General features: G+C 40.0%; 17 protein-coding genes. All 17 read right to left on the bottom strand.

Annotated features, from left to right (window positions below):
- Positions 1–274: 274 nt before the first annotated feature.
- A complete protein-coding gene (locus ACVPON_RS08360) occupies positions 275–886 on the bottom strand; it encodes an HAD-IA family hydrolase (protein ID WP_462878172.1) in 612 nt (203 codons plus the stop codon).
- Between the two features lie 10 nt (positions 887–896).
- The gene (ruvB, locus tag ACVPON_RS08355; protein ID WP_462878171.1) at positions 897–1,895 is read right to left on the bottom strand and encodes a Holliday junction branch migration DNA helicase RuvB; all 999 of its coding nucleotides are present in this window, start codon (positions 1,893–1,895) and stop codon (positions 897–899) included.
- A gap of 47 nt (positions 1,896–1,942) precedes the next feature.
- Entirely contained in the window at positions 1,943–3,235 is a 1,293-nt protein-coding gene (gene purB / locus ACVPON_RS08350; protein ID WP_462878170.1) for an adenylosuccinate lyase, read from the bottom strand.
- Between the two features lie 205 nt (positions 3,236–3,440).
- On the bottom strand, positions 3,441–4,883 hold the full coding sequence (locus tag ACVPON_RS08345; RefSeq protein ID WP_462878169.1) for a hypothetical protein: 1,443 nt from the start codon (positions 4,881–4,883) through the stop codon (positions 3,441–3,443).
- A gap of 93 nt (positions 4,884–4,976) precedes the next feature.
- The gene (gene purK / locus ACVPON_RS08340) at positions 4,977–6,053 is read right to left on the bottom strand and encodes a 5-(carboxyamino)imidazole ribonucleotide synthase (protein WP_462878168.1); all 1,077 of its coding nucleotides are present in this window, start codon (positions 6,051–6,053) and stop codon (positions 4,977–4,979) included.
- Positions 6,040–6,531 (bottom strand): 5-(carboxyamino)imidazole ribonucleotide mutase, encoded by a 492-nt coding sequence (purE, locus tag ACVPON_RS08335; RefSeq protein ID WP_462878167.1) that lies wholly within the window; start codon positions 6,529–6,531, stop codon positions 6,040–6,042. Before purE ends, purK begins: the two co-directional genes overlap by 14 nt.
- A 12-nt stretch (positions 6,532–6,543) precedes the next feature.
- Complete coding sequence (gene purD, locus ACVPON_RS08330) at positions 6,544–7,800, bottom strand: phosphoribosylamine--glycine ligase (protein WP_462878166.1); 1,257 nt, start codon at positions 7,798–7,800, stop codon at positions 6,544–6,546.
- A gap of 461 nt (positions 7,801–8,261) precedes the next feature.
- Positions 8,262–8,582 carry a hypothetical protein gene (locus ACVPON_RS08325; RefSeq protein WP_462878165.1) on the bottom strand — a complete coding sequence of 107 codons (321 nt, stop codon included), beginning with the start codon at positions 8,580–8,582 and terminating at the stop codon, positions 8,262–8,264.
- The gene (locus tag ACVPON_RS08320) at positions 8,569–9,015 is read right to left on the bottom strand and encodes a hypothetical protein (protein ID WP_462878164.1); all 447 of its coding nucleotides are present in this window, start codon (positions 9,013–9,015) and stop codon (positions 8,569–8,571) included. The genes ACVPON_RS08325 and ACVPON_RS08320 overlap by 14 nt, the downstream gene beginning before the upstream one ends.
- Complete coding sequence (locus ACVPON_RS08315) at positions 9,002–10,315, bottom strand: alpha/beta hydrolase family protein (protein ID WP_462878163.1); 1,314 nt, start codon at positions 10,313–10,315, stop codon at positions 9,002–9,004. The genes ACVPON_RS08320 and ACVPON_RS08315 overlap by 14 nt, the downstream gene beginning before the upstream one ends.
- Positions 10,302–10,634, bottom strand: a complete 333-nt coding sequence (locus ACVPON_RS08310) for a hypothetical protein (protein WP_462878162.1) — start codon at positions 10,632–10,634, stop codon at positions 10,302–10,304. Before ACVPON_RS08310 ends, ACVPON_RS08315 begins: the two co-directional genes overlap by 14 nt.
- A 120-nt stretch (positions 10,635–10,754) precedes the next feature.
- Positions 10,755–10,949 carry a hypothetical protein gene (locus ACVPON_RS08305; protein WP_462878161.1) on the bottom strand — a complete coding sequence of 65 codons (195 nt, stop codon included), beginning with the start codon at positions 10,947–10,949 and terminating at the stop codon, positions 10,755–10,757.
- On the bottom strand, positions 10,946–11,266 hold the full coding sequence (locus ACVPON_RS08300; protein ID WP_462878160.1) for a hypothetical protein: 321 nt from the start codon (positions 11,264–11,266) through the stop codon (positions 10,946–10,948). Before ACVPON_RS08300 ends, ACVPON_RS08305 begins: the two co-directional genes overlap by 4 nt.
- A 120-nt stretch (positions 11,267–11,386) precedes the next feature.
- Positions 11,387–11,542 (bottom strand): hypothetical protein, encoded by a 156-nt coding sequence (locus ACVPON_RS08295; RefSeq protein ID WP_462878159.1) that lies wholly within the window; start codon positions 11,540–11,542, stop codon positions 11,387–11,389.
- 42 nt (positions 11,543–11,584) lie between these two features.
- The gene (locus ACVPON_RS08290; RefSeq protein WP_462878158.1) at positions 11,585–11,902 is read right to left on the bottom strand and encodes a hypothetical protein; all 318 of its coding nucleotides are present in this window, start codon (positions 11,900–11,902) and stop codon (positions 11,585–11,587) included.
- Between the two features lie 120 nt (positions 11,903–12,022).
- Positions 12,023–12,217 (bottom strand): hypothetical protein, encoded by a 195-nt coding sequence (locus ACVPON_RS08285; protein ID WP_462878157.1) that lies wholly within the window; start codon positions 12,215–12,217, stop codon positions 12,023–12,025.
- Positions 12,207–12,539 carry a hypothetical protein gene (locus tag ACVPON_RS08280; RefSeq protein ID WP_462878156.1) on the bottom strand — a complete coding sequence of 111 codons (333 nt, stop codon included), beginning with the start codon at positions 12,537–12,539 and terminating at the stop codon, positions 12,207–12,209. The genes ACVPON_RS08285 and ACVPON_RS08280 overlap by 11 nt, the downstream gene beginning before the upstream one ends.
- Positions 12,540–13,385 lie beyond the last annotated feature (846 nt).

Raw genomic sequence — 13,385 nt, 5'->3', positions numbered from 1 at the left:
GAAAACTTTAAAAAACGCATTTTGATTGCTTTAAACGTAAAGAAAGAGAGAACCAAGTTCGTCCTCTCTAGGTGTTAGCTTTTCATCTACCCACTACAGTTGACAAAGAGCCCATTTTTCTATCAGCTAGCAAATGCTCTTTTTATTCTTCTTCCGTCATCATATATTCATTATACTACAAAAAATCGAGCAAGGTTCTAAGACCTGCTCGATAATAAGGAGGGTATTATGAAAAAGAATAAGATGATTATAGAAAAGAAAACTTAAGCAAACCTTAACCAAAAATCCCTTTTATTGCGAGAAGGCAATCAATATGAGTATTGGTTGGAGAAGTGTCAATGTTCAAGTTTAAGCTCTTGATTTCTGCCGCCTGAGCTGTTTGGGCGTCAAGCAGGCGATCTCCTATATAATAGGTCTCTTCCTGAGATAGATTATACTTCTCTATAAGATAAGTAATCGCTTCTGGATGAGGCTTCCTTGCAAATCCCGAATCACCCGTCAGCACTTCTACAAAATAGCGGGATAGCCCCAACTCCTCTAAAATAGCAAAGGCATTATCTCCTTTGTGGGTATAGACAAATTGTTCTATTCCTGCCTTTTGAGCCCAGTCAAGAACCTCTCGCGCCCCTTCCATCAGACAGATTTGGGCATTTTTTTCACGCAGGGAATTGGCTCTGACAAAATTTAACTCCTCAAGCGGTATCTGTTTTTGTTCTGATAATTGACAGAGCAACTCTTTCACCGAATGGCGTAAGATAAATGCCTTGATTTCTTCACGCTGAAAAGGCACACCAAACTGCTGGTACGTTTCTTCTAAGCCTAGTAAAATCGCATCATAGGAATCCAGTAACGTTCCGTCCAAATCCCAAATAAAGGCTCTTTTCATCGACAATATCCTACCTCTCTATGTACTCATATCCTAGATGTTCATAGGCTTTAGCTGTCGCAACACGCCCCGTCCTAGTTCGCATCAAAAATCCCTGCTGAATGAGATAGGGTTCGTACATGTCTTCAACTGTCTCACGTTCCTCAGCAATATTGACCGATAGCGTATTTAAGCCGACAGGCCCTCCACCGTACATTTCAATCATGGTTCGCAAGATCTTCTGATCGACATAATCAAGCCCCTCACGATCGACATCTAGCATGTTCAAAGCCTTGTCTGTAATACTATCATCAATCACACCGTCCCCCATGATTTGTGCAAAATCCCGCACACGTTTTAATAAGCGATTGGCAATACGAGGGGTTCCACGCGAACGCCGTGCCAGTTCAAGCGCCGCTTCATGGGTAATGTCCATGTCAAAAATATCCGCTGTCCGCTCGACAATTTCTGTCAAATCAGGCAGGGCATAGTATTCCATGTGGCATGTGATACCAAAGCGAGCACGCAAGGGATTGGATAACATACCAGCACGCGTTGTCGCACCAATTAGGGTAAACGGTGGCAAATCCAAATGCACTGCCCGACTAGCCTCCCCTGTCCCAATCATAATGTCAACGTAAAAATCTTCCATGGCGCTATAGAGAATTTCCTCTACTGCCATCGGCAAGCGGTGAATTTCATCAATAAAAAGGACATCTCCAGGCTCTAAATCATTCAGCAAAGCCACTAGGTCTCCAGCCTTTTCAATCACTGGTCCACTGGTCTGCTTGATATTGACACCAAGCTCATTTGCAATGACAAAAGCCATGGTCGTTTTTCCCAAGCCTGGCGGTCCAAACAGCAAGGCATGATCCAAGGCCTCGTCCCGCAATTTAGCAGCTTCGATAAAGATTTTCAGCTGGTCCTTGACCTTATCTTGACCGATATATTCTTTCAATTTCTGCGGACGCAAGGTACGCTCTACGTACTCCTCGTCCCCTAATTGTTCTGTATCAAGTATTCTATTCATGGTTTTATTATATCACAAAAAGGAGGATTATCCCTCCTTTTCATTGTCTATAATCCGACACGTTCAAAGATGTCATCCACCCGTTTGGCATAATAGGACGGGTCAAATAATTCATCAATTTCTGCTTGACTGAGGCGCTCTGTCACCTTGTCATCTGCCTCAAGCAGTGGTTTGAAAGCTGTCTGATTGTCCCAAGCGTAAGCTGTTTTGGGTTGTACCAAATCATAGGCTTCTTCCCGTGTCATCCCTTTTTCAATCAAGGAGAGCATCACACGCTGGCTGTAAATCAAACCGAAAGTAGATTCCATATTGCGCTTCATATTTTCTGGGAATACAGTCAGATTTTTCACGATGTTTCCAAAACGATTGAGCATGTAATCAATCAAGATAGTCGTATCCGGCGTAATAATCCGCTCTGCGGACGAGTGTGAAATATCTCGTTCATGCCAAAGGGCTACATTTTCAAAAGCCGTTACCATATGACCGCGAATCACACGCGCAAGACCTGTCATATTTTCAGAGCCAATCGGATTGCGTTTGTGGGGCATGGCTGAGCTCCCCTTTTGACCCTTGGCAAAAAATTCTTCCACTTCGCGTTGCTCCGATTTCTGCAAGCCACGAACTTCCGTTGCCATACGCTCGATAGAGGTCGCAATAGTCGCAAGTGCTGCAAAGTATTCTGCATGGAGATCACGAGGCAAGACCTGCGTTGAAATTTCCTGCGGGCGAATCCCTAATTTCTCACAGACATACCTTTCCACAAAAGGTGGGATATTGGCAAAATTTCCAACCGCACCTGAGATTTTCCCTGCTTCTACCCCTTCAGCAGCCCGCTCGAAACGCTCGATATTGCGCTTCATTTCGCTGTACCAAGTCGCCAATTTCAAACCGAAAGTCGTTGGCTCCGCATGCACCCCATGGGTCCGCCCCATCATGATGGTATACTTATGCTCACGCGCCTTATCTGCCACAATATCCGTAAAGCGACGCAGATCCTCACGAATAATATCATTAGCCTGCTTGTAGAGATAACCATAAGCCGTATCCACCACATCCGTAGAGGTCAAACCATAGTGCACCCACTTGCGCTCCTCACCCAAGGTTTCAGACACTGCACGGGTAAATGCCACCACATCGTGGCGCGTCTCCTCTTCAATCTCCAAGATACGGTCAATATCAAATCCCGCCTTCTCACGGATTTTCACCACATCTTCCTTAGGGATTTCTCCCAACTCAGCCCAGGCCTCATCTGCCAAGATTTCTACCTCAAGCCAAGCACGGTACTTATTTTCTTCACTCCAAATATTCGCCATCTCAGGGCGTGAATAACGTTCGATCATGTTTATGATACAGAGGGCGTAAGAAAGCGAGAGAAAAATAGGAAACTGACGCTGTGTGATTGTACACAAGGAAGTTTATCTTTTTTCCGACGCTTTTAGCCCGAGTTCAAATACTCGGAAACACCCTCACTCCTTTCTTTTATTTTTGAATTCTAACCGCATTCAATTTCCAGAACACAGTATTCTTGATTTCATTTGTTTCCTTTTAAAAAACTTCTGATAATTCCTGACAAGCATCCAAATCCGCCTTAGATACATATCGGCTATTTTGAGGAGCATAAGTAGCCCCCAATTCTTTAGCAGAAGGATATTGTTTAGCTTCTCCATCAAATATAATCTTCCAATATCCTAGTTTATTGTCTGATGGAACTATCTTTTTAACTTTTGCCCAGTATCGAACTCCGCCTATTGGTAAAACCTCATAAGCTGCAATATATTTTATTTTATTTCTCTTCGTTTTTCCGATTCGAATATCATACCACTCACTCTGACCTAAGAACGCCTCATTAAAGCCTTCTTCTTGAGCAGGAACAATTATCGTCAAATCGTCCACCTTATTTATATCAACCCTGCTAGATAGATTATCTACATTATTAATATCAGCTAACTTTTCTATTTCAACAGTAATTTCATCATCAGTTTTACTATCTAATTCATGGTAAAATCGATACCGCTCTTTATACTCATCTGATAAGTGACCAGAGCCGAATCTGGCAATAACATCCTTCTCAAATAGTTCAAATTCTGTGAAATAGGATCTTTTAAGATCATCACCATCAGACTGTATATGATTACTGAGCCTTATAATATCTTTAGAAATATCATCACTTAAGCTCAGTTTCTCCATTGATTCTATTATTCTATCAATTTGCTGACTCAATTCCTTTACTTTTTGTTCACAATCATCATACTGGTTACGAACAAATTTATGACAATGTGCTACCGTATTCCGAATATGTCGAATATTAGTTAACAACTCATTAATAGTACTTCCTTGACTTTTTTCCTTTTCTAACCGTCCAAGTAATTTTTCCCATAAACTTTTTGGGAGAATTTCCTCATTCGGAACAGTATTAGTCTCTATACAATTCTGTATATACTCCAATAAATCATCCGATTCCCTAGCATCTTTTTGAAATATTTTATCAATTAGTTTATTGAAAGTAAAATCTTGTCCATCCATCTCATCTATAGATGCTTGATGTTCTTTCAATTCCCCACTATCATCACTAAGATAAAAAAGTTCTTTTAATAATTCTCTTGTTTTGCGTTCAATTTTATGTAAGTCTGCATAAATTTTTGTAGAATAATACTCACTAATTCCATCATAAATACAATTAAATTTTTTAAAACGTTGTTCAGTATGTGCTATCTGACGGAAAATTTTATCAAATTCTTCCAATTCTAAAATATCAGAACACGTAACTTTTACAATACCTGTTGGAAAACGTTGAGAGTTATTTTGAAAATTTTCGTGAAAAATAATTTGAATAGCTACCTTATATGATCCAAAATAAGCAAAGCCTTCATCATTGTTTAATTCTATTCTCAATAAATCTGGATTCTGAGACAAATTATTTGCTATCACATTCTTATTTGAAAAAAGTTGCTTATTATCAATTTTAAATATATATTTTTGATACATCATTCTACAAACTCTCCTAAATTATAAAAATGATTTCGCCTAAATAACCCTATCGTTTTTCATTTAACTTTTAAATTTAATTTAATACAAAGCCTATCAAAAATAGCAATCCTCCACACTCTCAACATCTTCCCCAACCATCGTCACATGTCCCATTTTGCGGTTGTACTTGGCTTCTGCCTTGCCGTAAAGATGGAGGTGGGCCTGTGGGTGTTGTGCAACAAAGGCTCTTGCTGCTTCCATATCCTGTCCTAAGACATTGAGCATAAGAGCGGGAGCATGGAGCTGAATTTCTGGCAGGGCTTTACCTAAAATCCCCAGAATATGGGTGTCAAACTGGGAGAAGTTGCAGGCCTCTATACTATAATGCCCCGAATTATGGGGGCGAGGAGCGATTTCATTTACAAGAATCACATCACCTGCCACAAACATCTCTATACATAGTGTACCAAAAAGTTGCAGGTCTGTGGCAATTTTTTGAGCCATTTGGATCGCTTTTTGAGCGAGCTGGTCAGAAATGCGAGCTGGGACAATGGTTTTAGAGAGAATATTATTGTGATGACTATTTTCTTGAACAGGAAAGACGGTCAACTCTCGACCATTTCCTGAAATCAAGACAGAAATTTCCATATCAAAGGACACAAAATCTTCCAAAACACAGTCTGTTTGGTCTGCCAATGCTTTTGCTTGTGCAAGACTTTCTTCATCACGAATCACCACCTGACCATGACCATCATAGCCACCTGTTGCCGTTTTTAGCACACGCCTTGTAGAAAAATCATAGTCTGCCAAATCAAGACTAGATGCCACTACCCGATAAGGCGCTAAGGCTACACCTGCCTGCGTCAAAAAGGCTTTTTCAGCAATCCGATTTTGGGCAATCCGCAGTAGATCTGTTCCCTGAGGTAGAAGTTCCTTGTCTGCCACCATATCTAAACTCTTCGCATTCACATTTTCAAACTCATAGGTCAGCACATCGCAACGTTCTGCCAAAGTACGCAGAGCCTCCACATCTGTATAGTCTGCCACGATGACCTCACTCACTCGGGAGGCTGGGCAATCTGCTACTGGATCAAGCGTGAGGATCTTATGCCCACGGTAGATCGCTGCAATCGCCATCATCTGCCCTAGCTGTCCGCCACCGATAATTCCAATGGTCTTAGATAAGGTCATGGCTGGACTCCTCTGCAATCTTTCCTTGCTTTTGTGCAAATGCTTCTAACCTTCTGTGTAAATCAGGGTTTTCAAGTGCCAAAATCCGCACAGCAGATAAACCTGCATTGGTCGCTCCACTATCTCCAATCGCCATGGTCATAACAGGCACACCGCCCGGCATCTGCACAATAGAGTAAAGTGAGTCAAGCCCACTCAAGGCACGTGATTGAATCGGTACTCCGATAACCGGCAAGGTGGTTTTGGCTGCCACCATTCCCGGTAAATGCGCAGCTCCTCCTGCTCCTGCAATAATGACCTTGATTCCTCGTTCGTGAGCTCTTGCTGCATGTTCAAACATCAAGTCAGGGGTACGGTGGGCAGATACTACCTTCTTTTCATAACCTACACCAAATTCATCTAAGATCTGTGCTGCCTTTTTCATGGTTGCCCAGTCCGAGATAGATCCCATAATGAGCGATACATGTATTTGTGTCATATTCTCTCCTTATTAATTCGCCTTACTTCCAATATCTGTCCGATAAAACATCCCTGTCGTATCCTGCTCTTCCAACTGCTGATAAATGACTGTTTGCGCCTGTGACACAGTCTCCTGCGTAGTGACGAGCATATAGACACGACCACCATTTGAGACCAGTTCTTGATCCGCATTGAAGCTAGCACCTGCATAGTAGGTTTCAATCTCTCCACTCGTCTTTGCTGGCAGGCGCACACCCTTTTCATACTCCAAGGGGTAGCCCTCGCTTGCGACCACAACCCCCAAGGTCACACCTTTTTCTAACCATGTAAATGCAGGAACTTTTCCTGCTAATAAGTCCGTGATATTTTCTGCAAAATCAGATGTCAAACGTGGGAGAATGACCTGCGTTTCAGGATCTCCAAATCGAGCATTGAACTCAATGACCTTGGGACCCTCTGCTGTTAAAATCAAGCCGGCATAAAGAACCCCAAGATAGGGACGACCTTCAGCTATCATTCCTTTTAGGACAGGTCGTATAATCTCTCTTACCGACTGATCAAGGGCACTGGCTGGCAGATGAGGAACTGGAGCATAAGCTCCCATACCACCCGTATTGGGACCTTTATCATCATTAAAAGCCCGCTTATGGTCCTGTGCTGTCGGCATGAGGTAGAAATCCTCACCATTCACAAAGGCAAAAAGAGAAAATTCTTCACCGCTCAAAAATTCTTCAATAACGACACGCGCACCACTATCTCCGAATTTATTGTCAAGAAGCATGTCATGCGCTGCAGCAATCGCCTCTCCCACCGTCTCAGCAACCACAACACCTTTTCCTAGTGCCAAACCGTCCGCCTTGACAACGATAGGGGCTCCCTGCTCTTCAATGTAAGCTTTTGCTGCTTCAAAATCAGAAAAAGTCTCATAGCCTGCTGTCGGCACACCGTATTTCACCATCATTGATTTGGCAAAATCCTTAGACCATTCCAGCTCTGCCGCATTTTTTCTAGGACCAAAAGCCAGCAAGCCTGCCGCCTCAAAGTCATCGACCAAACCTGCCGCCAAGGCATCATCTGGACCTACAAAGGTCCAGTCAATCCTTTCTTCTTGCGCAAATGCAATCAACCTAGAATGTTCGGAAATATTGATATTGACCAAGTCAATACCGTCTGTTATCATTCCACTATTACCCGGTGCAACAAAGACCTTCTCAACACTGGGTGATGCTAACAACTTCTTTGCAATTGCATGCTCACGACCACCTGAACCAACAACCAATAACCTCATCTCTACACCTCTAAAAACGTATTTTATAAAGATATTGTACCAAAATCATTCGTTTTTATCTATCAATTCTATAAAATAACTATTTTTTCATTCCATTTCCGAACGATTATAAAATCATACTCAAAGAAAATCAAAAAGCTAATACTCAATAAAAATCAAAAGTAGACTAGCTTTCACACTTAAGAATTGTGAAAGGTTGGAAATGAGAGTAGCACCGCTAATTTCCTTATAATCGAAGCCAAAGGTAGAACGAGCGTTCACCAAGGCAAGTTGACGAAGTATCCTTTCGATTTTTAAAGAGTATAACTAAAAGTTGCTGAGGCTGGGCAAAAACTAGTCTCGTTGGAAATAAGGAAACGGAGTTTCCACAATCCTTGAAGGAATAAAAGGTAAACGAAATGAGTATCTCACAAAACTACTTGGAATTGAAGTCCCTCCCCTTTCATTCAAGTGCTGACAAATTAAAGGTTGTCATACTCTAAGGCTTTTAGCTGAATGGTCTCTTCAATCCTTTTTGAAAATTGCCCCTCAATACTGGGAAGTAACTGATCAGAAATGGTCTGAATATGGGACTTGGTCATAGAAGCATAGGATTGAATGACCCTTTGATGTTTTTCAACGAGCTCTTCCTTTTGACTGACCTTTAATCCTGCTGTTAATTTAATGGCATTATATTGAAGTGATTTTTGCAACTGAAGTACGGCACCCTCTACCATTTCCCCACCATCAGCAAGCGCTTCATAGGCATCTGACATCCAAGTGAATGCATCAAACAAATCCATTTGACTCCATTCTCCTTTCCAATTCTCTTTCCTTTTCATCGGCCTTACGTCTGTCCATATAGGCTTGGTCTAAACGATCCTCTAATTCCCGAGTGGTGACCTTATACTCAGCCTCAAGCTCTTCCCTTTGTGCTACTACCTTATCGAAATGTGCACGGAAAGCCTGCTCGTTGTATTCATAATACAGTTGAAATTGTTGGTCTAGCTGACCAAGCACCTCTGAATAATCCATTGCATCAAATTCTGACCGAATATAGCTCAGTGTTTCTTCATATTGGGAATCCAAAGTGTGCTGAAAGCTCACAAATAAGTCAGATAAACACGCTTCTCTTCTTTCAATTTCTGTTTTTCTTATGCGATAATCATCGTCTAATCTTTCCTGTTCTAGATGTAACTTTGTAATCACCGCTTGTGCTTCATCAAATAGTCCCATATAGATTCACCAAAGAGGCTAATTCCCCATCTGCTTCTTCCAATTGTTCAAAAGAAGTGGTTATATTGGCTTGTAGACTGATGAAGGTATCTGTAAGTGTGCTAGACTGTTGCTTTTTCTTTTCAAATAGATCATTTACAGCTGTCATCATCACTTCATAAGTAGCTCCACCTTCATGATAGGCCTGCTCCACTTCCTCATTCGATAATAAATATGCCCACCAGGGTCCCGTTTGGCAGGTCGTATAGAGATTTTTAGCTTCATCGATTGCAGCATCACTTTCTGCTATGACTTGCTCATTGCCTGCTTCAACTACCGAAGAAATCCCTGAGGCAACCGCCTTAGCCTGAACTGCATCTAGGTATATTCTTTCACTACCCGTTAATCCATTGCTAGATAGACTATTGGCTAAGGTAGCTGTTGAAGACATTTCAGACTGTACTTGCGCGATAGTAGCTAAGGTTTTTTTATGAAAGGTGACGACACTACTCTTATTTTTAGTCACAACTTGGCCATTTTCATCCACCACCTGTCCTGCATTATTAAACTTCCAAGAGTTCAAACTATGGTAATCCAAGGCTGCATCTGTCGTTGCTGGGAGCAGACCCTTTTTTGAAAATTGCTCCTTTGATTGCGTCACATTTCGTTCATCCATATCAGGATAAATGGCCACCCCGGTTTTATTGCCCGTAATATTTCCAATGATGTCAAAGCTGTTTCGATAATTCAAAAACTGCTCTTTATGAGTCTGCATGTACTCAATTTCCTCATCGGAAATAAGATTATGGATATCTGGTCCATTAAAACCCACATTTTCAAGTTGTAGCTTGAGTGCCACATAGATTGCTTCAGACTCCCCTAACGAATGCCCTGTTGTTGTAATGGTAGCATTAGGGTCTTTGGCAAGAACCTCTTTTTGCACTTCAAGCGCAAAATCCACAGCTGTTTCAAACTGCGTCTCTTCCTCCTCAATCCACGCTAAGCCATTCAGATAAGGAAGAGAAGTGGACTCCAGCCCCATACCAATTTGATTAGCATCTGTAGCAAGGTCCTTTATATCTCCTGAATTAGTCCCTGCATAGGCAATGACCACCTGACTGTAATCAGGAAGGGGCTGGTCCCCATCATAACCTGCTATCGGTGCTACCGCCATAGCCTGCATGCCATTATGGGGATTATCTTCCGTTTTGAGGACGATGAATTTACTACTTGCAATCTCATCATTCTTTATTAAGTTACCCGATTCAATTAAATAAGCATTTTCAGCAATAATCTTGTAATCTTCCTCAGTTATCATCATGCTCCTCCAGATAAACGATTTCAATTGTTTTAGTATCTACTGATTCCAAAGGTTCCTGAAGTTTTGTTAATCTTTTCCCATTGTTTTTTGAACTTAGTATATTTAAAGAAATCTTATTGTCATTTTTACCTACAGTAAATGATACTTTTATCTCATTGTTTAAAGTTGCTGAATATGAGTAGAAGCCTGGCAAAACATACTCTTCCATCTCAGTAAATTCTACTTTTTGAATATCCTCATAATGTGTAGCAACAAACTCCACCATTCGATTTTGTTCATTCCTAAGCTCCTCTTTACTCATTGTTTCCGTTTGGCTCATCTGACACCCTCCCAACATCACTACTACTAGTGTAATGATTATCCATTTTATCTTGTTCAAATTCCTACCTCCCTATAGTTATGTCATTATTAATAACTAAAAAATCCCATTTTAAGCCCTCTAATGCCAATCATAACCTGCTATCGGTGCTACCGCCATAGCCTGCATGCCATTATAGGGATTGTCTTCCGTTTTGAGGACGATGAAACTGCCATTGAAGATTACTTTATCTTTCTCTAATGGAGATAAGGTCTTTCCTGAATCAACATTATATGCTTCATTAGCTATCGAATTGTATTCTTTCTCTGTTATCATTTTTGTGAATCCTCCAAATAAATAATTTCAATATTATCTATAGTTTTGCTATTTTCCCTATGTGAAAAATATTTAAATTCATTTGGATAATATCCCCCAGCAGAAAGTTCATCACCAATATTTTCCTCGCTAAATGAAATATTATATGCTTCATTTACTAAAATTGTAATTCTCCAAAATCCTGATGTTTGATTTTTTTCAAATTCTACAAACTCAATTTTTTCTATCGTATCTCCACTACTTAATTCATAATGATTAATAAAATATTTAGCAACTCTATTTTCCTCTTTCTGGTAATCAATATTATCCATTCCCATCTGACACCCTCCTAACATCACTACTACTAATACAATCATTATCCATTTTATCTTGTTCAAATTCCTACCTCCCCATAGTTATGTCATTATTGATAACTAAAAAATACCATTTAAAGCCCTCTAATGCCAATCATAACCTACTATCGGTGCTACCGCCATAGCCTGCATGCCATTATGGGGATTATCTTCTGTTTTGAGGACGATGAAACTTTTATTTGATGTAGAAAATACGGAATCTTCCACATAATAGTAATCTACCCCCTTTTTCAACAGCATAAGCTTCGTCAGCAATATTTCTATAATCTTTTTCTGAAAAACTCATTTTACACTCCAATAAATTACCTTTATATTTTCAAGACTAACATTGTCTACTTCAACAGTTCTTGGTTTAAGGTGAAACTCAGATGATTGCCAACCTACAGTATAATCGTCCTCATTAAAATCATAGAAGGTAAAATGTAATTGACTTTCAGAATTAACAGTCACAACCACAGAATAACTCCCAGTTTTAGCAAATTTTTTTATTTCACCAAATTCTATTAGTTCTACTCCTTCGAATCTCTTCACTACGTCTAACGCTATATTTTCCTGCTCTTTTCGAAGCCCTTCTTTACTCATTGTTTCCGTTTGGCTCATCTGACACCCTCCCAACATCACTACTACTAGTGTAATGATTATCCATTTTATCTTGTTCAAATTCCTACCTCCCTACAGTTATGTCATTATTGATAACTAAAAAATCCCATTTAAAGCCCTCTAATGCCAATCATAACCTGCTATCGGTGCTATCGCCATAGCCTGCATGCCATTATGGGGATTGTCTTCTGTTTTGAGGACGATGAATTTGCCGTCTACAACAATATCATATTTTTGTAATGAATTTTTTGTCTTCTTTACATCAACATTGTAAACATCGTGAGCTATTTGCTTATATTCTTTTTCAGTTATCATTCCATTCCTCCAGATAAGTAATATCAATCTCACTTTGTACATTAGATTGAGCAACCGAACTTCTTTTAATGAGCAGCCTCCCATTATTTCTAGATGTACGCTCACTCATGGTTATTTCTCCATCTTGACCCCATAATGTAAAATCAACTATGATATCTCCATTTATTTTTGCATAAAAATCAAAAGCACCTGTCATTTTATTTTCTTCCATCTCAGTAAATTCTACTTTTTGAATATCCTCATAATGTGTAGCAACAAACTCCACCATTCGATTTTGTTCGTTCCTAAGCCCTTCTTTACTCATTGTTTCCGTTTGGCTCATCTGACACCCTCCTAACATCACTACTAATGCAATCATGAGCCATTTTATCTTGTTCAAGTCTCCCACCTCCAGTACTTTATCGGGTTCGTCTCATCCATATACTCGAATTTTAAAGCTATTTTTATTTTACCTCAAAACATTTGTGTTTGCAAGTGTTTTGAGGTATTTTACTACATCTTATAGCCCTTTCATACCATAAATAGAGTCTATGAAAAACAGGCTGAAAAACTCTACGGGAACTTTTCCCTCATCAAATCAACAAAATCTGAGTTTGATATTCAAAGAGTATAGCAATTTTCTTATATTCAATAAAAATCAAAAGTAGACTAGCTTTTACAATTAAGAATGGTGAAAGGTTGGAAATGAGAGTAGCACCGCTCATTCCTTATAATCGAAGCCCAAGGTAGAACGGGCCTTCACCAAGGCAAGTTGACGAAGGATCCTTTTGATTTTTAAAGAATATAGTTGTTTCGTTTACTTTTAGTACTAGGCAAGGAGCTGCAGGCTGCTTCAACAGTCTAAGGACTGTTGAAGGTTGGAAATCATACTGACGATAGTCAGTAACAATCGTAGAGTACGGCAAAGCGAGTTCCAATCATCTAAAAGATGATTGGAAGTTGGAAATAAGGAAACGAAGTTTCCACAATCGTCGAAGTAATAAAAGTTAAACTAAATGAGTATATTAGCAAGTGTCCCATGGAATTGTTCCCCTATACTACAGCTACAAAAAAAGGCTCTTTGTCAACTGTAGTGGGTTGATGAAAAGCTAACATCGTGAGAGGACGAACTTCGTTCTCTCTTTCTTTACGTTTAAAGCAATCAAAATGCGTTTTTTAAAGTTTTCAA

The sequence above is a fragment of the Streptococcus sp. 1F3 genome (assembly GCF_054968985.1).
This window is presented reverse-complemented; position numbering and strand designations above follow the sequence as displayed.